This window comes from Streptomyces sp. NPDC001220 (genome assembly GCF_053597895.1).
Window position 1 is genome coordinate 672403 of record NZ_JBSFJE010000002.1, and the last position, 19675, is coordinate 692077.

General features: G+C 70.7%; 17 protein-coding genes. 2 read left to right on the forward strand and 15 right to left on the reverse strand.

Features of this window, described 5'->3' with window-relative positions; all coding sequences use genetic code 11:
• Positions 1-166: 166 nt before the first annotated feature.
• The 6 genes from ACWDGI_RS07610 to ACWDGI_RS07635 all read right to left on the reverse strand — a co-directional run bounded on the left by ACWDGI_RS07610 (position 167) and on the right by ACWDGI_RS07635 (position 6106).
• Positions 167-1831 (reverse strand): beta-N-acetylhexosaminidase, encoded by a 1665-nt coding sequence (locus ACWDGI_RS07610; RefSeq protein ID WP_450756327.1) that lies wholly within the window; start codon positions 1829-1831, stop codon positions 167-169.
• Position 1832: 1 nt separating this feature from the next.
• Positions 1833-2678: a carbohydrate ABC transporter permease gene (locus ACWDGI_RS07615; protein WP_450756329.1), complete on the reverse strand. Its 846-nt coding sequence runs from the start codon at positions 2676-2678 to the stop codon at positions 1833-1835.
• A 5-nt stretch (positions 2679-2683) separates the two neighbouring features.
• Positions 2684-3670: a carbohydrate ABC transporter permease gene (locus ACWDGI_RS07620; RefSeq protein WP_450756331.1), complete on the reverse strand. Its 987-nt coding sequence runs from the start codon at positions 3668-3670 to the stop codon at positions 2684-2686.
• On the reverse strand, positions 3667-4956 hold the full coding sequence (locus ACWDGI_RS07625; protein WP_450756333.1) for an extracellular solute-binding protein: 1290 nt from the start codon (positions 4954-4956) through the stop codon (positions 3667-3669). Before ACWDGI_RS07625 ends, ACWDGI_RS07620 begins: the two co-directional genes overlap by 4 nt.
• A 247-nt stretch (positions 4957-5203) precedes the next feature.
• Positions 5204-5485 carry a DUF3039 domain-containing protein gene (locus ACWDGI_RS07630; protein WP_351322921.1) on the reverse strand — a complete coding sequence of 94 codons (282 nt, stop codon included), beginning with the start codon at positions 5483-5485 and terminating at the stop codon, positions 5204-5206.
• 51 nt (positions 5486-5536) lie between these two features.
• Entirely contained in the window at positions 5537-6106 is a 570-nt protein-coding gene (locus ACWDGI_RS07635; RefSeq protein ID WP_450756335.1) for a YqgE/AlgH family protein, read from the reverse strand.
• A gap of 252 nt (positions 6107-6358) precedes the next feature.
• On the opposite strand from ACWDGI_RS07635, the gene murA reads away from it, so the two are divergent.
• A complete protein-coding gene (gene murA, locus ACWDGI_RS07640; RefSeq protein WP_450756337.1) occupies positions 6359-7699 on the forward strand; it encodes a UDP-N-acetylglucosamine 1-carboxyvinyltransferase in 1341 nt (446 codons plus the stop codon).
• Positions 7700-7973: 274 nt separating this feature from the next.
• Here the strand turns inward: murA and ACWDGI_RS07645 are convergent, their stop codons facing one another.
• The 6 genes from ACWDGI_RS07645 to ACWDGI_RS07670 form a co-directional block, all read right to left on the reverse strand.
• A complete protein-coding gene (locus tag ACWDGI_RS07645) occupies positions 7974-8255 on the reverse strand; it encodes an HU family DNA-binding protein (protein ID WP_089106629.1) in 282 nt (93 codons plus the stop codon).
• Positions 8256-8595: 340 nt separating this feature from the next.
• A complete protein-coding gene (locus ACWDGI_RS07650) occupies positions 8596-9999 on the reverse strand; it encodes a malic enzyme-like NAD(P)-binding protein (protein WP_450756339.1) in 1404 nt (467 codons plus the stop codon).
• 325 nt (positions 10000-10324) lie between these two features.
• The gene (locus ACWDGI_RS07655; protein WP_450756341.1) at positions 10325-12664 is read right to left on the reverse strand and encodes a HelD family protein; all 2340 of its coding nucleotides are present in this window, start codon (positions 12662-12664) and stop codon (positions 10325-10327) included.
• Positions 12665-12724: 60 nt separating this feature from the next.
• Positions 12725-13486 (reverse strand): anti-sigma factor family protein, encoded by a 762-nt coding sequence (locus ACWDGI_RS07660; RefSeq protein WP_450756343.1) that lies wholly within the window; start codon positions 13484-13486, stop codon positions 12725-12727.
• A 59-nt stretch (positions 13487-13545) separates the two neighbouring features.
• The gene (locus ACWDGI_RS07665) at positions 13546-14067 is read right to left on the reverse strand and encodes a sigma-70 family RNA polymerase sigma factor (protein WP_010039908.1); all 522 of its coding nucleotides are present in this window, start codon (positions 14065-14067) and stop codon (positions 13546-13548) included.
• A gap of 405 nt (positions 14068-14472) precedes the next feature.
• Complete coding sequence (locus tag ACWDGI_RS07670; protein ID WP_450756345.1) at positions 14473-15093, reverse strand: CGNR zinc finger domain-containing protein; 621 nt, start codon at positions 15091-15093, stop codon at positions 14473-14475.
• Positions 15094-15371: 278 nt separating this feature from the next.
• Here ACWDGI_RS07670 and ACWDGI_RS07675 point away from each other — a divergent pair, with 278 nt between their 5' ends.
• On the forward strand, positions 15372-15908 hold the full coding sequence (locus tag ACWDGI_RS07675; protein WP_450756347.1) for a peptidoglycan-binding domain-containing protein: 537 nt from the start codon (positions 15372-15374) through the stop codon (positions 15906-15908).
• On the opposite strand, the gene ACWDGI_RS07680 is transcribed toward ACWDGI_RS07675, so the two are convergent.
• From ACWDGI_RS07680 to ACWDGI_RS07690, 3 genes are all read right to left on the reverse strand, one after another.
• Positions 15859-16362, reverse strand: a complete 504-nt coding sequence (locus ACWDGI_RS07680; RefSeq protein ID WP_450756349.1) for a helix-turn-helix domain-containing protein — start codon at positions 16360-16362, stop codon at positions 15859-15861. The genes ACWDGI_RS07675 and ACWDGI_RS07680 overlap by 50 nt on opposite strands.
• Positions 16363-16904: 542 nt before the next feature.
• Positions 16905-18065, reverse strand: coding sequence for a uroporphyrinogen-III synthase (locus tag ACWDGI_RS07685; RefSeq protein ID WP_450756351.1), 1161 nt, complete (start codon positions 18063-18065; stop codon positions 16905-16907).
• Between the two features lie 88 nt (positions 18066-18153).
• Complete coding sequence (locus tag ACWDGI_RS07690) at positions 18154-19521, reverse strand: nitrate/nitrite transporter (protein WP_450756353.1); 1368 nt, start codon at positions 19519-19521, stop codon at positions 18154-18156.
• Positions 19522-19675: the final 154 nt, after the last annotated feature.

Sequence of the window (19675 nt, forward strand, 5' to 3'; positions counted from 1 at the left end):
ACGCCATCACCAGTGCATACCGATTGACACTCTTCGGTGACCCTTGAGGTCTTTTTCCCTTCCGCGTTCGGAACGAGGAGCGGGGCCGGAGGAGCCGCGGGGGAGAGCCGGAGAGAAGCCCGGAAGGGACCGGGGCAGGGAGCTCGGAAGGGACCGGGGCAGGGGGCTAGCGCTTCGGGGGCGGGCCGTCGATCGGGCGGCCCGGCACCCCGGGGCGCCGCTGCCACGGCAGCGGGCCGGCCGGCGGGCGGTAGGCCACGCCCAGGGCGTCCAGACGCCGGTAATGGGCGGCCATACGGCGCTCGAAACCGGCGAAGTCCCGTTCCCCCGGGGCCGGGAGGGCGCTCCAGGCGACCTCGGCGAAGGCGGCGAGCCGGGGGAAGGCCTGGTAGTCCACGCGCGCGTGGTCCTCCATCACCTCGGTCCAGAGGTTGGCCTGGGTGCCCAGCACATGAGCTGCCTCGGACGCGTCGAGGCCCGGTGGAACGGGCTCGAACCGGTACACGTCCTCCAGGGTGCGGACGTATCCGATCGGCACGGGCTCGTCCGCCCCGGCGGCCTGCCGGTGGTCCAGGTACACATGCTGCTCGGGGCACATGACGACGTCGTGCCCGGCCCGCGCGGCCGCGATCCCGCCGCCGTAGCCGCGCCACGACGACACGGCCGCGCCCTCGGCGATCCCGCCCTCCAGGATCTCGTCCCAGCCGATCGGTCTGCGTCCGCGCGCGGAAAGCCACTTGGCGAAGTGACCGATGAACCACGACTGCAACGCCTCCTCGTCGGCGAGCCCGAGTTCCTTCATCCGCGCCTGGGCGGCCGGCGAGGCCCGCCACTGGTCCTTGGGGCATTCGTCGCCGCCGATGTGAATGAACGCCGAGAACTCGGCGGCATCGGCCGGGAACAGCTCCAGCACTTCCTCGAACACCCCCTCGTAGAAGCGCAGGGTGTTGTCGGTGGGGGCGAGTACGTTCGGAGAGATCCCCCAGGAGTCCCAGACCGAGAGGGCGGTGCCCCCTGCGATGGATGCAGCGATGACGTCGGTGTTGCCGAGTTCCGGATACGCGGCGATGGCGGCCTGCGAGTGGCCGGGCACGTCGATTTCGGGGACGACCGTGATATGCCGTGCGGCCGCGTAGGCGACGATCTCCCGGATGTCGTCCCGGGTGTAGTGGCCGCCGTGCGGCTTCTCCTCCCACAGCGGTGAGGCCCGGTGGCCGAATTTCGTGCGGGGCCGCCAGGAGCCGACCTCGGTGAGCCGGGGGTGGCGGTCGATCTGGATGCGCCAGCCCTGGTCGTCCGTCAGATGGAAGTGGAAGACGTTGAGTTTGTGCGCGGCCATGAGATCCAGGTAGCGCAGGACGCCTTCCTTGGGCATGAAGTGCCGGGCGACGTCGAGCATCAGGCCGCGCCAGCGGAATCGGGGGGCGTCCTCGATGATCTGGTGCGGGATTCCGTACCGGATCCCGGGGCGCACGGGCGCTCGGCGGAAGGCCTCCGGCCCGAGCAGCTGGCGCAAGGTCTGGGCGCCCCAGAAGACCCCGGCCGGACCGCCGCCGCGGATCTCGATCCCCCAATTCGCGATCACGCTCAACCGGTACGCCTCGGGCTCCAGCGAGTCGTCCAGGCACAGCCGTACGCAGTCGCGGGCGTCCTCGGTGCCGGGCCGCAGCGGCAGTCCGAGTGCCGCGCCGAGGGTCGAGCGCAGCCAGCGTTCGGTCCCCTCGGTGCCCGGCGCGGCCCACAGGGTGGTGTCCGTGTCGAACAGGACACCGCATCGCATCGGTCCCTCGACCGCGCGTGGTGCCGGAATCAGATCCACTTCGGAAGTCATGTCAGTCCTTGACCGCGCCGCCCAGTCCGGAGACCAGCCGTCGCTGTACGAGTACGAAGAACACCAGCACCGGAATCGTCATCACCGTGGAGGCCGCCATGACCCCGCCCCAGTCCGGGTCGTCGGGCTTGAAGAACACCAGCAGCGCCATCGGCAGCGTGGACTGCGAAGTGTCGCTGATGATGAAGGACTTGGCGAAGAGGAAGTCGTTCCAGGCGGAGATGAAGGAAAACACGCTCGTGGCCACCAGACCCGGCAGCACGAGCGGGAAAAGGATCTGCCAGAGAAAGCGCGACCGGCTCGCCCCGTCGATGCAGGCGGCCTCCTCCAGCGCCTGAGGCACCCCTTTCACGAACCCCCGCAGCATCCAGATCGCGAAGGGCAGCGAGAAGGCGATGTGGGGCAGGATCAGCGAGCCCAGCGTGTTCAGCAGACCGAAGTCCCGCATCTGGAAGAACAAGGGGATGGTGAGGGCCTCCACGGGCACCATCTGAGCCACCAGAAACATGATCAGCAGGGTGGTCCGGAAGCGGAACCGGAATCGTGTCACGGCGGTCGCGGCGAGAAAGGCGATCACCGCCGAGACGATGACCACACTGCCCGCCACGACAAGGCTGTTGACGAAGTAGCGGCCGAATTCCTGCTGTCCGAAGACCCGCCGGAAGGAGTCCGTGGAGGGCGCGAGAGTCCACGGCCGGGGCCGGCCGGACTCGATCTCACCGGCCGGTTTGAAGGCGCCCAGCACCATCCAGTACAGCGGGAAGGCGACCACGAACGCGATCGCCAGCGCCGCCGCCTCGGCGGCCAGCCGTCCCGGCCTGCGTATCGACCCGCGCACAAGATTCACGACGGTCACAGCTCCTCCCCCTGGCGGCGCAGCAGCCGCAGATAGCCGAGGGTCACGCCGAGCAGGACCAGCAGCGTCACCACGCCGATGGCGGCGCCGAGTCCGTACTGCGAGGAGGCGAAGGCCTGCTGATAGGCGTACACGTTGAGCACCAGGTTCTGTCCCGCGATCCCGCCCCCGCCGGTCATCACGTAGATCTGCGTGAAGATCTTGAAGTCCCAGATCACCGACTGGATGGTGACGACCATGAGGATCGGCCGGAGCATCGGCGCCAGCACGGACCGCCAGATCCGCCACTGCGAGGCGCCGTCCAGCGCGGCGGCCTCCAGCACCTCGGACGGCACGGCGCGGATCCCGGCGTAGACGGTGACCATGACGAACGGGAAGGAGCACCAGACCACTTCGAGCAGCACGAGGAGGAAGGCGCTGTACCGCCCGTACGTCCAGGAGTGGTCACCGAGCCCGAGGACGCGGTCGACGGGCCCGAAGTCCGGGTCGAAGAGGAACAGCCAGACGGTCGACCCGGTGACCGCGGGGGTCGCCCAGGCCCCGAGGGCGGCCAGCATCAACGCCATCCGCGGCACCGCACGCACCCGGGTCAGCAGCACGGCGAGCGCGCAGCCGACGGCGAGCGTCGACACGACACAGGCGGCGGCGAAGCCGACGGTGGCCAGCAGGACCGACCAGAACCGGTTGTCCCCGAAGACCTCCGAGTAGTTGTCGAGCCCGACAAAGGCGGTCGGCTCACCACCACTGACCTGAGCCTGCGTGTACCGGAAGACCGAGATCAACCCGAGCTGATAGATGGGGTAGACCAGCAGCCCGCCGAGGACGACGAGAGCGGGAGTGAGATACAACCAGGGGCTCCACCCAGCGCCCCCGAAGGGGCTCGGGGCTGTGCTGAATCTGCGGCTGCCGCCGCGTGGGCGCGACCAGCCACGACGGCCCCGCACCCGCCCACGCACCGCGGCCCCCACTCCCGTGGGCGTCATCCGGCGGAGCCGAACGCGGCATCCATCTTCTCGGCCGCCTCCCCCGAAGCCGCCCCCACGCTCTTCTTGCCGCTGATGACCTCCTGGAACATCGTGGGCAGCACCAGCGACGAGTCGATCCCCGACCACCCGGCGGAAGCCGGCACGAACTTCGTCCCCGCGGCCAGCGTCCGCACGAACGGCTTCACGAACGGCTCCTTGGCCGCCGCCTGGTCCCGCACGTCCTTGAACGTCGGCAGGAACCCCATCGCGTCGAAGAGCGCGGCCTGTGTCCTCTTCGAGGCCAACGCCTCCATCAGCTCGACGGCCGGCGTGCGATGGGTCGTGCTCTTCAGCACCCCGATGTTGTTGCCGCCCGCGAAGGCCGGCGCGACCGATCCGGCCGTGGCCCCCGGCAGCGGCACCACCGCGTACTTGCCCTTGACCGCGCCCGCCTCCACGGCCGCGTGGCTGAAGTCGCCCCCGATCGCCATGCCCGCCTTGCCCGCGGCGAACGCGGTGATTGTGTCGTTGCCGCCGAAGCCCGCGCACTTGGCGGCCGGGCAGTTGTCGTCGCCGAAGAGTGACGTGTACTCCTTGATGCCCTTCCGGGCGGCCGCGCTGTCGATCGCCGCGGTGTACGAGCCGCCCTTGACGGTGGCGAGGTCGCCGCCCTCGGCCCAGATGAAGGGCATCGCGCCGTAGGTGTAGGCGCCGCCGACGACCAGGCCGTACAGGTCGGGCCTGGCCTTGCGGACGGCACGGGCCGTGGTCGCCAGCTCGGCCAACGTCGCCGGCGGCTTCAGACCGAGCTCCCTGAAGACGTCCGTGCGGTAGTAGAGGGCGCGGACGCCGACGTAGAAGGGGGCGCCGTAGACCTTGCCGGCGACGGTGACCGACTGGCGGGCGGTCGGGTCGGTGTCCTTGGCCTCCGGCCACGCCCCGAAGTCCTTGGTGACGTCGAGCAGTCCGCCGTCCCGTACGTAACCGGCGGTGTCGGTGTTGCCGTACTCCATGACGTCGGGAGCCGACCCGGGGTCGCTGAACGCGGCCTTGACCCGCTGCGCGCGCGTGTCGACCGGGATGTACTCCACGTCGACCTTGATGCCGGAGTGCGCCTTCTCGAAGTCGGCGACGACCGAGTCGACGACCTTCTGCTTGGGGTCGTTGCCGACCTCCTGGAAGAGCCACACCCGCAGGGTGCCGCTCTTGTCGTCCTTGTCGGAGGCGGAGTTGGAGGAGGTCTGCGGGGCGCAGGCCGCCAGGAACAGGGCGGCGACGAGGAATGCGGGGACGGGGAGCTTCATGGAGTGACCCTCCGGGGCGCGCTGAAGCGTAAGCGTTCAAGACACGGCACACACTGCGCCCGTTGCAACATGTGCAACGACGGTTTCGCTCTGCACAACACCACGGAGGGTAGGGACAACATGAACATGCCGACAAGAGGTCTCGACCACTCTGTGACCGGGGGACGCACCCTGTGCAACGCCCGGGTACGACAAAGGCCCCGGAGCACGCCAAAGCGCGCCCGGGGCCTCGGAGGATCCGGAGGTGTTACTTGTCCTTGCCGCCCTCGCCGTCACCGCTGCTGCCCATGGAGTCGTAGATCTCCTTGCACATGGGACACACCGGGTACTTCTTCGGGTCGCGGCCCGGTACCCACACCTTGCCGCACAGCGCCACGACGGGGGTCCCGTCGAGGGCGCTCGCCATGATCTTGTCCTTCTGGACGTAGTGGGCGAAGCGCTCGTGGTCGCCGTCGCCGTGGGACACCTGTGGCGTCGGCTCTACGAGGGTCCCCGTACCAGTCCCGCGCTCGGGCTCAAGAGTGCTCATAAGGCCCAGGGTACTGAAGCGCCCGGGCAACGGTTGAGAGAAGGCCCACCGTCAGTTGAGCGAGGCGTCGTCCGGGTAGGTGGCCACCATCGCCAGCTCGTTGCGCTGGCGGCGGAGCACCTCGCGCCAGAGTCTCTCGGGGGACGGAGAGGAGACGTCGCCGGGCTCCGACTCGACGACGTACCAGGCGCCCTCGACCAGTTCGTCCTCCAGCTGGCCGGGGCCCCAGCCGGCGTAACCGGCGAAGATCCGCAGGGAGCCGAGGGCCGAGGCGAGCAGCTCCGGCGGGGCCTCCAGGTCGACCAGGCCGATCGCGCCGTGCACCCGGCGCCAGCCGAGCGGGGCCCGGTCGCCGTTGCCGCCCGGGATGACCGCGACGCCGAGCGCGGAGTCCAGCGACACCGGCCCGCCCTGGAAGACGACCCCGGGGTCGCCGGTGAGAGCGGCCCAGCCCTCCAGGATGTCCCGGACGTCCACCGGGGTGGGCCGGTTGAGGACGACACCGAGGGAGCCCTCCTCGTCGTGGTCGAGAAGGAGCACCACCGCGCGGTCGAAGTTCGGGTCCGCCAGGGCGGGCGTGGCCACGAGCAGCCGCCCTGTGAGCGAGGACACCTCGGTCATGCCTGACATGATCCCGCATCTTTCCCTCGTATGGGGAGCCAACGGGGGTGTGGGAGTGAATGCAGCTCAGGGAGGAAGGAAGCACCCCCCGGCGCACGATGACGCGCGGTGACCCCATGTGCCCGGCGAGGAACCGTTCGTGTTGTGACACAGCTATGACGTAGCTGGGTGGTCCTTGGGCTTACGGCGGGGGGCCGATGGGCGATTACTCTGTCTTTCCGGCCCTGCCCCACTCCACGGAACGCGAGATTCATGACCGTCAACGACGATGTCCTGCTTGTCCACGGCGGCACCCCGCTGGAGGGCGAGATCCGGGTCCGCGGTGCGAAGAACCTCGTACCGAAGGCCATGGTCGCCGCCCTGCTGGGCAGTGCGCCGAGTCGGCTGCGCAACGTTCCGGACATCCGTGACGTGCGTGTCGTACGCGGCCTGCTCCAGTTGCACGGGGTGACGGTCCGTCCGGGTGAGGAGCCCGGCGAGCTGGTGCTGGACCCGACGTACGTGGAGAGCGCGAACGTCGCTGACATCGATGCCCACGCGGGTTCGAGCCGCATCCCGATCCTGTTCTGCGGCCCGCTGCTGCACCGGCTCGGGCACGCCTTCATCCCGGGTCTGGGCGGCTGCGACATCGGTGGCCGGCCCATCGACTTCCACTTCGACGTGCTGCGGCAGTTCGGCGCGACCATCGAGAAGCGGGCCGACGGGCAGTACCTGGAGGCGCCGACCCGCCTGCGCGGTACGAAGATCCGGCTGCCGTACCCGTCCGTCGGCGCGACCGAGCAGGTGCTGCTGACGGCCGTACTCGCCGAGGGTGTCACGGAGTTGTCCAACGCGGCCGTCGAGCCGGAGATCGAGGACCTCATCTGCGTGCTGCAGAAGATGGGCGCGATCATCGCGATGGACACCGACCGGACCATCCGCATCACCGGTGTGGACGAGCTCGGCGGCTACAACCACGGCGCCCTCCCGGACCGTCTGGAGGCCGCGTCCTGGGCGTCGGCGGCGCTGGCCACCGAGGGCAACATCTACGTCAAGGGCGCCCAGCAGCGCTCGATGATGACGTTCCTGAACACCTACCGCAAGGTCGGCGGTGCCTTCGAGATCGACGACGAGGGCATCCGCTTCTGGCACCCGGGCGGCCAGCTGAAGTCGATCGCCCTGGAGACGGACGTGCACCCCGGCTTCCAGACCGACTGGCAGCAGCCGCTGGTGGTCGCCCTGACCCAGGCGACGGGCCTGTCGATCGTGCACGAGACGGTGTACGAGTCGCGGCTCGGCTTCACCTCTGCGCTGAACCAGATGGGTGCGCACATCCAGCTCTACCGCGAGTGCCTGGGCGGCTCGGCCTGCCGCTTCGGCCAGCGCAACTTCCTGCACTCCGCGGTCGTCTCAGGGCCGACCCGGCTCCAGGGCGCCGACCTGGTCATCCCCGACCTGCGCGGCGGCTTCTCGTACCTGATCGCGGCCCTCGCGGCCCAGGGCACGTCCCGGGTCCACGGCATCGACCTCATCAACCGCGGCTACGAGAACTTCATGGAGAAGCTGGTGGAGCTCGGCGCGAAGGTGGAACTGCCGGGCAAGGCGCTCGGCTGACCGCGACCTCCTGACCCCGGCCCCGGGCGGCGCCCTCCCGGCCGGGGGTCCGGGGGTTGCCCCCGGGCGGACACGGCATGGAGAAGCTGGTGGAGCTCGGCGCGAAGGTGGAACTGCCGGGCAAGGCGCTCGGCTGACGCCCGCGCAGTAGGTACGACGATGCAGTAGGTACGACGATGCAGTAGGTACGACGATGGGGCGGCCCCTGGTGGAGGGGCCGCCCCATCGTCGTGTTACACGCCGTACGCCGTCCCGTGGCCTACGGAAGGCAAGGTCACTTGCCCTTCGCGGATTCCTTCAGCTTCGAGCCCGCGGAGACCTTCACGCTGTAGCCGGCGGGGATGTTGATCGGCTCGCCGGTCTGCGGGTTGCGCGCGGTGCGAGCGGCACGGTGGGTGCGCTCGAAGGTCAGGAAGCCGGGGATGGTGACCTTCTCGTCGCCCTTGGAGACGATGTCGCCGACGACGTCGGCGAACGCGGCCAGCACGGCGTCGGCGTCCTTGCGAGTCACCTCGGCACGGTCGGCCAGCGCGGCCACCAGCTCACTGCGGTTCATGTTGTTACTCCCGTGTTCTTCTTGCCATGGAGGCGTGCCACGCGGCGGAGCCGCATGTTGGGCCGGGACGCATCCTGCCCCCACCTGCGGCGGGAACGCCAATCCGTTGCCGCCCATACCCTACGGGGGGGCCGAAGGGGGGGTTTCACGACGCGCCGATCGGATGGCGTGGCATGTTTCACAGACGTTTACTGGGGGCTGCTGCCCCCAGACCCCCGCATCATGCGGGCGCGTCGCGTTTCGGATGCCGGCCGGCGGGGGCTGGTCGCGCCCACGCGGCGGTAGCCGCACATCGACACAGCCCCGCGCCCCTTTCGGGGCGCTCCCGACGAGGGCGTTCTCAGGCGCCCTTCGCGGCCTCCCGCACCGCGCCCGCCACCGCTCCCGCGACCTTCTCGTTGAAGACGCTCGGAATGATGTAGTTCGGGTTCAGCTCGTCCTCGGTGACCACGTCGGCGAGGGCCTTCGCGGCCGCGAGCATCATGTCCGTGTTCACCGTCCGGGACTGCGCGTCCAGCAGGCCGCGGAAGACGCCCGGGAAGACCAGCACGTTGTTGATCTGGTTGGGGAAGTCGGAGCGGCCGGTGGCCACCACGGCGGCCGTCTGGCGGGCGATCGCCGGGTCGACCTCGGGGTCCGGGTTCGCGAGTGCGAACACGATCGCGTCGTCGGCCATGGCGGCCACATCGTCGCCGTCGAGGACGTTCGGGGCCGAGACGCCGATGAAGACGTCCGCGCCGCGCACGGCCTCCTTCAGCGTGCCGGTGAGGTCCTCGGGGTTGGTGTTGTCGGCGATCCAGCGCAGCGGCGAGTCGGCCGGGGCCTCCACCAGGTCCTCGCGGGCGGAGTGCACGACACCGCGGATGTCGGCCACGACGGCGTTCTTCACGCCGGCCGCGATCAGCAGCTTCAGGATGGCCGTACCGGCCGCGCCGGCGCCGGACATGACGACCCGGATGTTCTCAATCGCCTTGCCGGTGCAGCGAAGTGCGTTGGTCAGGGCGGCGAGGACGACGATCGCGGTGCCGTGCTGGTCGTCGTGGAAGACGGGGATGTCGAGGGCCTCCCGCAGGCGCGCCTCGATCTCGAAGCAGCGCGGCGCGGAGATGTCCTCCAGGTTGATGCCGGCGAACCCGGGGGCGATCGCCTTGACGATCTCGACGATCGCGTCGGTGTCCTGGGTGTCGAGGCACAGCGGCCACGCGTCGATGCCCGCGAACCGCTTGAAGAGGGCCGCCTTGCCCTCCATGACGGGCAGCGCGGCCTTCGGGCCGATGTTGCCGAGCCCCAGGACCGCCGAGCCGTCCGTCACGACCGCAACGGAGTTGCGCTTGATGGTGAGGCGACGCGCATCCTCGGGGTTCTCCGCGATCGCCATGCACACGCGGGCCACGCCCGGGGTGTAGATCATGGAGAGGTCGTCACGGTTGCGGATGGGGTGCTTGGACTGCATCTCGATCTTGCCGCCGAGGTGCATGAGGAACGTACGGTCCGAGACCTTGCCGAGGGTGACGCCCTCGATCTCGCGGAGCTGCCCGACGATCTGGTCGGCGTGGGCGGTCGAGCTGGCCGCGATGGTGACGTCGATGCGGAGCTTCTCGTGGCCCGACGCGGTGACGTCGAGGCCGGTCACCGAGCCTCCGGAGGACTCCACGGCGGTGGTGAGCTGCGAGACGGCGGTTCCGCTCGCGGGCACCTCCAGCCGGATGGTCATCGAGTAGGAGACGCTGGGCGCCGTTGCCATGGCCGACTTCCTTCGTTTCACCGTGTAGCGAGTTGTGCCGTCCGATCGTCGCACCTACCGCCGGGTAGGCGTTAGCGGGGCCTGGTTTCGTGCGTATTGTTCGCACGGAAAAGAGGCCCACATCACATCGTGACGTGGGCCTCTTCGACGTTCATGACACCGGCCCGCCATGCTCGCCTCGCGGCAAGTGGTCGCTCGTAGCGACGAAGGTTGGGCCCGGGGGCTTGGATCGAGCCGGTGTCACGACAAGGCTAACAAACAGATCCCGTAAGGCCATTCCCGTCCGCGGACTTCACAGGAAACCTCCAGCCGAACGGCCCCGCATTCACTCCCTGAGCAGGTCCGGAACCCCGGCCGCGTCCGGCTCGTCCCTCTCCCCCGAGACCACCGTCAGCTGCTGGGTCGCCCGGGTGAGGGCCACGTACAGCACGCGCAGCCCGGCCGGGGACTCGTCGGCGATCTCGGCGGGCGACACGACGACCGTCGCGTCGTACTCCAGGCCCTTGGCCTCCAGGCTGCCCAGGGCCACCACCCGGTCGCCGAGCCCGGCGAGCCAGCGGGCGGCCTCGGCGCGCCGGTCCATGGCCACGACCACGCCGACCGTGCCGTCGACCCGGTCGAGAAGCTGCTCGGCCGCCGCCCGGACGGTCTTCTCCAGCGAGTCGCGGGCGGCCGCGCCGTGTCCGTTGTCCGCCACCACGAAACGCGGCTCGACCCCGGTGGAGCGGACCGCCGACGGGGACTTGGAGCCGGGCATGGCGAGGGCCAGCACCCTGGCCGCGAGCTCGGCGATCTCCGCCGGGTTGCGGTAGTTCACGGTGAGCTCGAAGCGGCGCCGCGGGCGGCTGCCGAGGGCCTCGTCCCTCGCCTCGGCCGCCTCGTCCGGGTCGGACCAGGAGGACTGGGCGGGGTCGCCGACCACCGTCCAGGTGGCGTGCCGGCCGCGGCGGCCGACCATCCGCCACTGCATGGGGGTGAGGTCCTGCGCCTCGTCGACGATGACGTGGGCGTACTCGACGCGCTCCTGGGCGAGCCGTTCGGCACGCTCGCGCTGGGACTCCTCGCGCGTCGGCATCAGCTCCTCCAGGCCGGTGAGCTGGTCCATCGGGTCCAGTTCGCGCTTCTTCCTGGGCCGGACCGGGGCGCCGAGGATGGCCTCGAGTTCGTCGAGCATGGCGATGTCGTGCACGGAGTGGCCGTCCCGGCGCAGGGAGCGGGCGACCCTGCGGACCTCGCCGGGGTTGAGGATGCGGCGGGCCCAGCGGCCCAGGCGGCGCTCGTCGGCCATCGCGGTGAGGACCGCCCGCGGGGTCAGCTCGGGCCACCAGGCGTCGAGGAACCCGATGAAGGAGTCCTCCGTGACGATGTCCTCGTCGAAGGAGGAGCGCAGTTCGGCGGCCAGCTCCGGGTCGCTGTGCCGGCCGGCCGCGCCGGAGCGGGCCCACAGGGCGTCCAGCAGGAGCCTGCGGGCACGGGGCCGCAGCAGGTTGACGGGGGCCGTGCCGCCCAGCGCGTTGTGTCTGATGCGGTCGAGTTCCTCGGCCTCCAGCTCCAGGCGGCGGCCGAAAGCGACGACTCTGAGCCGGGCCGGGGAGTCGTTCCCCTCAAGGGCCCCGCGGGCGGCCTTGCGCAGCACCCGGAGCATCCGGGAGGAGCCCTTGGCGCGGGCGTTGGCCGGCGTGTCGTACAGGGTGGCCTCGGCGCCGTCGACGAGGGAGCCGATGGCGCGGATGGCGACCTGTCCCTCCTCGCCGAGGGACGGGAGCACGCCCTCGGTGTACGCGACCAGCAGCGGGGTCGGGGAGACGATCAGGATGCCGCCCGCGTACCGGCGCCGGTCCTGGTAGAGCAGGTAGGCGGCGCGGTGCAGCGCCACGGCCGTCTTGCCCGTCCCGGGGCCGCCCTCGACGTAGGTCACGGAGGCGGCGGGGGCGCGGATGACCAGGTCCTGCTCGGCCTGGATGGAGGCGACGATGTCCCGCATGGAGTGGGTGCGGGCCTGGCCGAGGGCGGCCATCAGGGCGCCGTCGCCGATGACGGGCAGGGTGTCGCCGTCCAGGAAGGCGGTCAGCTCCGGGCGCATCAGGTCGTCCTCGACCCCGAGGACCCGGCGGCCCTTGGAGCGGATCACCCGGCGTCGTACGACACGCCCGGGATCCACCGGAGTGGACCTGTAGAACGGCGCGGCGGCCGGTGCCCGCCAGTCGATGACCAGCGGGGCGTAGTCCTGGTCGAGGACGCCGATCCGGCCGATGTGCAGGGTCTCGGCGATGTCGGCGGTGTGGTCCGCGCGGACCGCGCCCTCGGCGGGCTCCACGGCGGTGTAGGCGCCGTCCGGGCCCTTCTTGCCGTCCTTGCCGAGGAGCAGGTCGATCCGGCCGAAGAGGAAGTCCTCGAACTCGTTGTTGAGCCGGTTGAGGTGGACGCCCGCGCGGAACACCTGCGCGTCCCGCTCGGCGAGCGCGCCGGGCGTGCCCACCTGGCCGCGCTTGGCCGCGTCGTTCATGAGGAATTCCGCCTCGTGGATCTTCTCCTCGAGGCGCTGGTACACCCGGTCGAGGTGTTCCTGTTCGACGCTGATCTCACGGTCCCGGACGGAGTCCTGAGCGGAGTCCTGTTCCGTGCCGTGAGGGCCGACCGCGGATTGTTGAGCCTGAGCGGCCACCGGGCCCCCTTCTGACGTGCTGGGCAGCCGTCAACCGTACGCGAAGGGGGCCCGCCGAAGCTACGCGCTGACCGAGACCAGCTTCTTGCCGTCGAACGTCATGACCTCGAAGTGGTCGATCTGATTGGGGGCGAAGGCCGCGCCGCCGTGTACGTAGAGGGGCTCCTTGGCCTTCTCCGACTTGGCGTCCGTGATGCCGTATCCCCAGGTCGGAACGGACCAGGAGGTCACCGTCTCCCGCTCGCCGTTCTTGCCGACGGCGATCAGCGAGCACTTCTTCGGGCCGGCGACGTTCTTGAGCTGGAGGACCGCGTGGGTGCCCCAGTCCTTCTTCTCGACGGCGACGGTCGCGGTGACGTGGGTCGCCGGGTCCGTGGCCGTCTTCTTGTCGGACATCGTCTGGAAGGCCGTCTGGGCCGGGCCCATGGCCATGTCCGTGCCGCCGCCGCTGTCCGAGCCGCTCAGCGCCACGCCGGCCGCGGTGCCGCCGGCGATCAGCACGACCGAGGCCGCCAGGCCGAAGAGGCTGCGCCGGGTGCGGACCTTCCGCTTGTCGGCGACCTCCACGACCAGCTTCTCGACCATCCGAGGGCTGGGTTTGGCGGACAGCGACTCGCCGATGGACGGCGTGGATCCGGAACCCGGCAGATCGGCCAGGGCCGCCAGCATGGGCTCCATTCCGGCCAGCTCGTCGAGCTGCTGGGCGCACCACTCGCACCCGGCCAGATGGGCCTCAAAAGCGGTTGCCTCGGCGTCGTCGAGAATCCCCAGCGCATAGGCGCCGACCGTCTCGTGCTCATTGGGAACCGGAGATTCCTGCATAGCACCAGACATACCCGAACCACCTGTGCCGAACCCGCCGTGTCCCCCGTACACACTCATCACGCCGTCACCCCCCGCTCCTCCAGTGCCAGCTTCATGGACCGCAGGGCATAGAACACCCGTGAGCGCACGGTGCCGCTGGGTATACCCAGCGTTTCGGCCGCCTCGTTGACGGTACGCCCCTTGAAATACGTCTCGACGAGCACCTCCCGGTGGGCCGGGGTCAGGTCGTCGAGCGCGTCAGACAGCGTCATCAGCCACAGCGCCTTGTCGATCTCGTCCTCCGCGGGGATGACCTCCAGCGGCGACGGATCGACCTCCTGCGGCCGGGCCTGCCGGCTGCGGTGACCGTCGATGACGATGCGGCGAGCGACCGTCACCAGCCAGGGGCGTACCGATCCGGTCGCTCGATTGAGCTGGCCGGCGTTCTTCCAGGCACGGATGAGTGTCTCTTGCACGACGTCCTCGGCGCGTTGCCGATCACCGGCGACCAGCCGAAGGACATACGCAAGGAGAGGTCCGGCGTGCTCTCGGTAGAGGGCACGCATCAGCTCCTCATCAGGCTCCGAGGGCTGGGACATGCGATGTCGGGCCCTCGATCCACGTTCATTGGCCACGGCCGCATCCTTGCGCACGCCCACCTCCGGTGTCCGGGGGTTCCCCCAGTCGGTCGCTCCCCCACCGGTACGGAAGTGACTCGCGGTGTGTTCAACAAGACCTCACATTTTTCCGCGAGGTGACATGACGAGCGGGACATGACCCCACATTCCCACCGCGTGATCTTTACATTTCCGACACAACGTCGAACGCCCGAGCGGTGCCCGGGGGTTGCCACGGACAAACCGAATGTTGTCGAAATCACTTTCGGGGAGCTTCGATGAAGATCCGGCAGATGCCGCAAAAGGGGCGGAGGTTGAGGAGGCCGGGTCGGCTGAGGACCGCTCGGCGGTCATGCCCGTACCCATACCCATGTCCCACGCTGATGCTCATGCTCGGGCGAGGGCCGCGCGGCGGCGGTGGCGGGCCACCCGTTCGCGGTTGCCGCAGATCTCGCTGGAGCACCAGCGGCGTCTGCGTCCGCGGGAGGTGTCCAGATAGACGATGGGGCAGTTGTCGCCCTCGCACTCCCGGACGGCCGCCCGTGCGACGGCGTCGGTGAGCAGTTCCACGGCGTCCCGGGCGACGGCCGCGAGCAGCGCCGCGCACTCGGGCGGCCCCGCCAACTCCCGCACCAGGAACCCGTCCGCGCCGGGTACGGCACGCGGCGACGGGGGTGCGGCGGCGCGGGCGAGGTCGTTGACGCCGGCGAGCGCGAAGTCGTACGACAGGGCACGGGTGTTGCTCCGGACGCCAGTCCGGCCGGCGTTCCGGTCGCGCACCAACTGTTCTACATGTCCCCTCAGTTCACGGAACGCGATCAGCCAGCCGGTGTCGGCGTGGGCCAGCGGGGTGCCCGGCGGGACGAGTCCGGAGCCGGTGATCCAGGCCCGCAACGGCTCGAGCGCGTCGAGCCGTTCGCCGGGATGCGTGGTCGCCAGCAGATCCAGGCAGATCCGCCCGGCGTCGAAGCGCAGCTCGTACGGGGCCGTCGCCGTACCCAGTGCCATGTGCCCGCCACCACCTAGGACAGGGAACCGTGTCCTCTCACAGTGCCCGGCCCGGCGGGCGGCCGGAACCCCCCGTACCCGTGTTCCGCGAGGTTCCCGTCCGACCCGCACCCGGCGGGGACGCCGGTGCGTGCGGCGCGGGCCGTCCCCGTCGGGCCCGGATACCCCGCTGGGCCTCGCCCCGGCCGCCCCCGGCCGTGACCCTTTGTCCTGCGAACGCACAGCGAGCCGCCCCAAGGGGGACCCACGGGGGACGGCGGTTCAGAAAGGACACGTTCATGAGCATGCGCACCCGGGTCGTCGCGGTGGCGACGGCCGTACTGCTGGGCGCCGGCGGCCTGGCCCTGGCACCGGCCGCGAGCGCCGCCGCGCCGTACCACGGCATCGACGGCGGCGGCGGTGTCACCGACGACTGGCAGGACGAGGAGAACCTCGGCGTCGACGACTACGCCACGAGCAACGCGACGGCCCTGTGGGAGACCGTGCTGTGGGCCGACGGCGCCCAGTGGCAGGACGACGACGGCGACTGGCACCCCTTCACCAGGAGCCAGATCGACGGCTCGTTCGGCCCCGAGACCGAGTCGGCGACCCAGTGGTGGCAGGAGCACTTCGGCCTTTCGGACAACGACGGCGTCGTCACCGACCAGACGTGGACGTTCGCCCAGCAGCGGCTCACCGGCCCGACCTCGTTCCAGACCGTCACGTACCACGGCACCTCGCACAACGCCCCGCTCAAGCGGATCAGCGGCAAGTACCGGGTCCGGATCAAGGGCACCGGCTCCTACAAGATCGCGTACTACGACAAGCTCGGCTGAGCGCCCCGCGGGGCAGCGCCCACAGCAGCCCCGCGGTCAGCAGCACGATGACACCGAACGCGGCGAGGGCGGCCGTCCGCCACCGCCGCGTTTGCGGTTCCGGCGCGGGAGGCGGTCCCGGCGCGGGAGGGGGTTCCGGTACCGGTACCGGAACCGTTGGCTCGTCCGCCGGTGGCTCCGACGCGCCCTGCGGCCACGCCTGGTCGGCCAGCTCCCACAGTGCCAGCAGCCGCGTCTGGTCCCCGCCGCCCAGCCGGCACAGCACCTGGGCCGCGCTCCTCGGCGGCAGTCTGTCCCCGCTCAGATAGCGCTGCCACGACGACTTGCTGTACGCGGTGCGCCGGGCCAGACCGGCCAGGCTGAGCCCGGTACGGCCCTTCAGGACGCGCAGTTGCTCGACCAGGTGCCGGGCCTCTCCCGGCAGTGTGGCCGGCAACGGCTGCCAGCGTGTCATGTCCCGTTCCCCCCTGTGCCTCGGTCCGGCGTCAGCGTGCCGCCCGCCCGGCCGGATCCGGCAGAGCGCACGCCCGCGGCCCGGGGCACACACGGTCGCGCGCACGCGTCCGCGCGGGACGACCCGGCGCGGGCGGGGAGGAACGGACCCGAGTGGCGGCCCGGGAGCCGCCGGTTACGGCCGGTTGCCGGGAGACGGTCCCCAGAACGTCGTACGCCGGTCAGCCGGACCGCTCATCCCCCACGGCGAAGTCCGGCCCAGGCTATGGAGGGGTGGCGCGGTGGTGTGGTGGAGCGGTGGTGCGGTGGAGCGGTGGTGCAGTGGAGAGGTGGTGCAGTGGAGAGGTGGTGCGGTGGAGAGGTGGTCCGAGGCGGGCGGACCGGCGGGGGCGAGCGGACCGACCGGGGCGGGCGGACCGACCGGGGCGAGGCCGGGGCTGGGCCGGTGGCGGCTCACGCGTCCGCGTACTTGGCGTCCGCCGCAGGACCGGGGCGTGGCCCGGGCAGGGTCCGGGCGGGACCCGGGCAGGTTCCGGCGGCGGCTCACGCGTCCGCGTACTTGGCATCCGCCGCAGGGTCCAGGGCGAGCCGGTAGCCCCGCTTGACCACCGTCTGGATCAGCTTCGGCGCGCCCAGGGCCGTACGCAGGCGAGCCATCGCCGTCTCCACCGCGTGCTCGTCGCGCCCCGCGCCCGGCAGGGCCCGCAGCAGTTCGGCGCGGGCCACCACCCAGCCCGGCCGCCGCGACAGCGCCCGCAGCAGGGACATGCCGGCCGGCGGCACCGGCCTCAGCGCGCCGTCCACGAGGACCGCGTGCCCCCGGATCTCCACCCGATGGCCGGCGATCGGCAACGCCCGTGCCCGCGAGGGGAGTTCCTGGCAGAGCAGCTGTACGAGGGGTCCGAGCCGGAACCGTTCCGGCTGAATGGTGTCGACGCCGAGGGCCTGGAGCGGGAGCGCGGTGACCGGGCCGACGCAGGCCGGGACGACGTCGTGGTGGAGGGCGGCGAGCAGGTCGGCCTGGAGGCCCCGTTTCCCGGCGCGGGAGAGCAGGGAGGCCGCCGCGGGCGCGCTGGTGAAGGTGACCGCGTCGACCGTGCGGGAGACGACGGCGTCCAGGAGCCGGTCGACCGGCCCGAGGTCCTCCGGCGGCATCCACCGGTACACCGGCACCGGCAGCACCTCCGCCCCCGCCGCCCGCAACGACTCCACGAACCCCGGCAGCGGCTCCCCGTGCAGCTGTACGGCGATCCGGCGGCCCTCCACGCCCTCCTCCAGGAGCCGGTCGAGCACCTCGGCCATGGACTCGGAGGACGGCGACCAGTGCTCGGTGAGCCCGGCGGCCCGCACCGCGCCCTTGACCTTGGGGCCGCGGGCCAGCAGCTCGACATGGCGCAGCCGGTCCAGCAGCTGCTCGCCGAAGCCCCACCCGTCCGCGGCCTCGATCCACCCCCGGAACCCGATCGCGGTGGTCGCCACGGCCACGTCCGGCGCCTGGTCGATGATCTCCTTCGTGGCGGCGAGCAGTTCCCCGTCGTCGGAGAGCGGCACGATACGCAGGGCGGGCGCGTGCAGCACGGCTGCGCCGCGCCGCTGGAGCAGCGCCCCGAGCTCGTCGGCCCGGCGCGCGGCCGTGACCCCCACGGTGAACCCCGCGAGAGGGCCGGACCGGCCGGGATCCGGCCGCTGCTGTTCCTCGTCCATGACTGCTCTCCTAGCTGGCCCGCATGCCCGCCGAGCCTGTCAACGGCGCGTGACAGGCTCGGTTCGGCTCCGTGTCACCCGTGTTACGTCACACCTCGGCGTAGCTGAGCTGCGCCTTTGTCTCGGTGGCGGCTGCGGGGTGCCTCCGCGCGGCGGACCGGCGAAGGTATACGGCCCAGGTGACGGCGAAGCAGAGGCCGTAGCAGACCAGGAAGGCGACGAAGGCACCGGTGCCCGAGCCGTAGGAGAGGAAGGACTGCCGGAAGGCGAGGTTGATGCCGACGCCGCCGAGCGCGCCGACCGCGCCGATCAGGCCCATGGAGGCGCCGGACAGCCGCCGCCCGTAGGCCACGGCCTCCTCGCCGGTGAGCCCCTTGGCGAGGGCCTTGGCCTGGAAGATGCCGGGGATCATCTTGTACGTCGACCCGTTGCCGAGGCCGCTGAGCGCGAACAGCACGACGAAGAACGTGACGAACAGCGGCAGTGACTTCTGCATGCTGGCGGCGACGAGGAGGGCGGTGGCGGCGGCCATGCCGACGTAGTTCCAGAGCGTGATCCGCGCCCCGCCGTACCGGTCGGCGAGCCATCCGCCGACGGGCCGGATGAGGGAGCCGAGCAGCGGACCGATGAAGGTGAGGTACGCGGCCTGGAGCGGCGTACGGCCGAACTGGACCTGGAGCACCTGCCCGAAGGCGAACGCGTACCCGATGAACGACCCGAAGGTCCCGACGTAGAGGAAGGACATGATCCAGGTGTGGGCGTCCTTCGCGGCGTCGATCGCGGCGCCGGTGTCGTTCTTCACGGTGGCGAGGTTGTCCATGAAGACCGCGGCGAGGACGGCGGCCAGGACGATCAGCGGGATGTAGATGCCGAGCAGCACGCGCGGCCCGCCGCCGGCCCCGATGATCGCGAGCGCGACCAGCTGGATGACGGGCACACCGATGTTGCCGCCGCCCGCGTTGAGCCCGAGCGCCCACCCCTTCTTCTGCAACGGGAAGAAGGCGTTGATGTTGGTCATGGAGGAGGCGAAGTTGCCGCCGCCGATGCCGGCCAGCAGGCCGACGAGGAGGAAGGTGCTGAACGACGTCCCCGGTTTCGTCACCACGAAGGCGGCGACGGTCGGGATGAGCAGCAGCGCGGCGGAGATGATCGTCCAGTTCCGGCCGCCGAAGAGCGCGACGGCGAAGGTGTACGGCACCCGGACGACGGCGCCGACCAGGGTGACCACGGAGGTCAGCAGGAACTTGTCGGCCGGGGTCAGGCCGTACTCGGGGCCCATGAACAGCACCAGCACGGACCACATGGTCCAGATCGAGAACCCGATGTGCTCGGACAGGACGGAGAAGATCAGGTTCCGCCGTGCGACCTTCTCACCGGTCGCGTTCCAGAACGCCTCGTCCTCCGGATCCCACTCCTGGATCCAGCGACTGCGTGAGGTAGGGGCTGGGGCTGTCATGACGCCTCCACGGTGCTCCGCGTGCTCGGTCTTTCCGACTCCGGATGAGTGACTGAGCCCGAAGGTAGGGAGACGGCGTTTCCGCACTGTGGCTGTGGGTGACCGGAAGGGAACGTTGCTCTCACCCTGGTGGGAGGTCGGGTGAGAGGTCGCG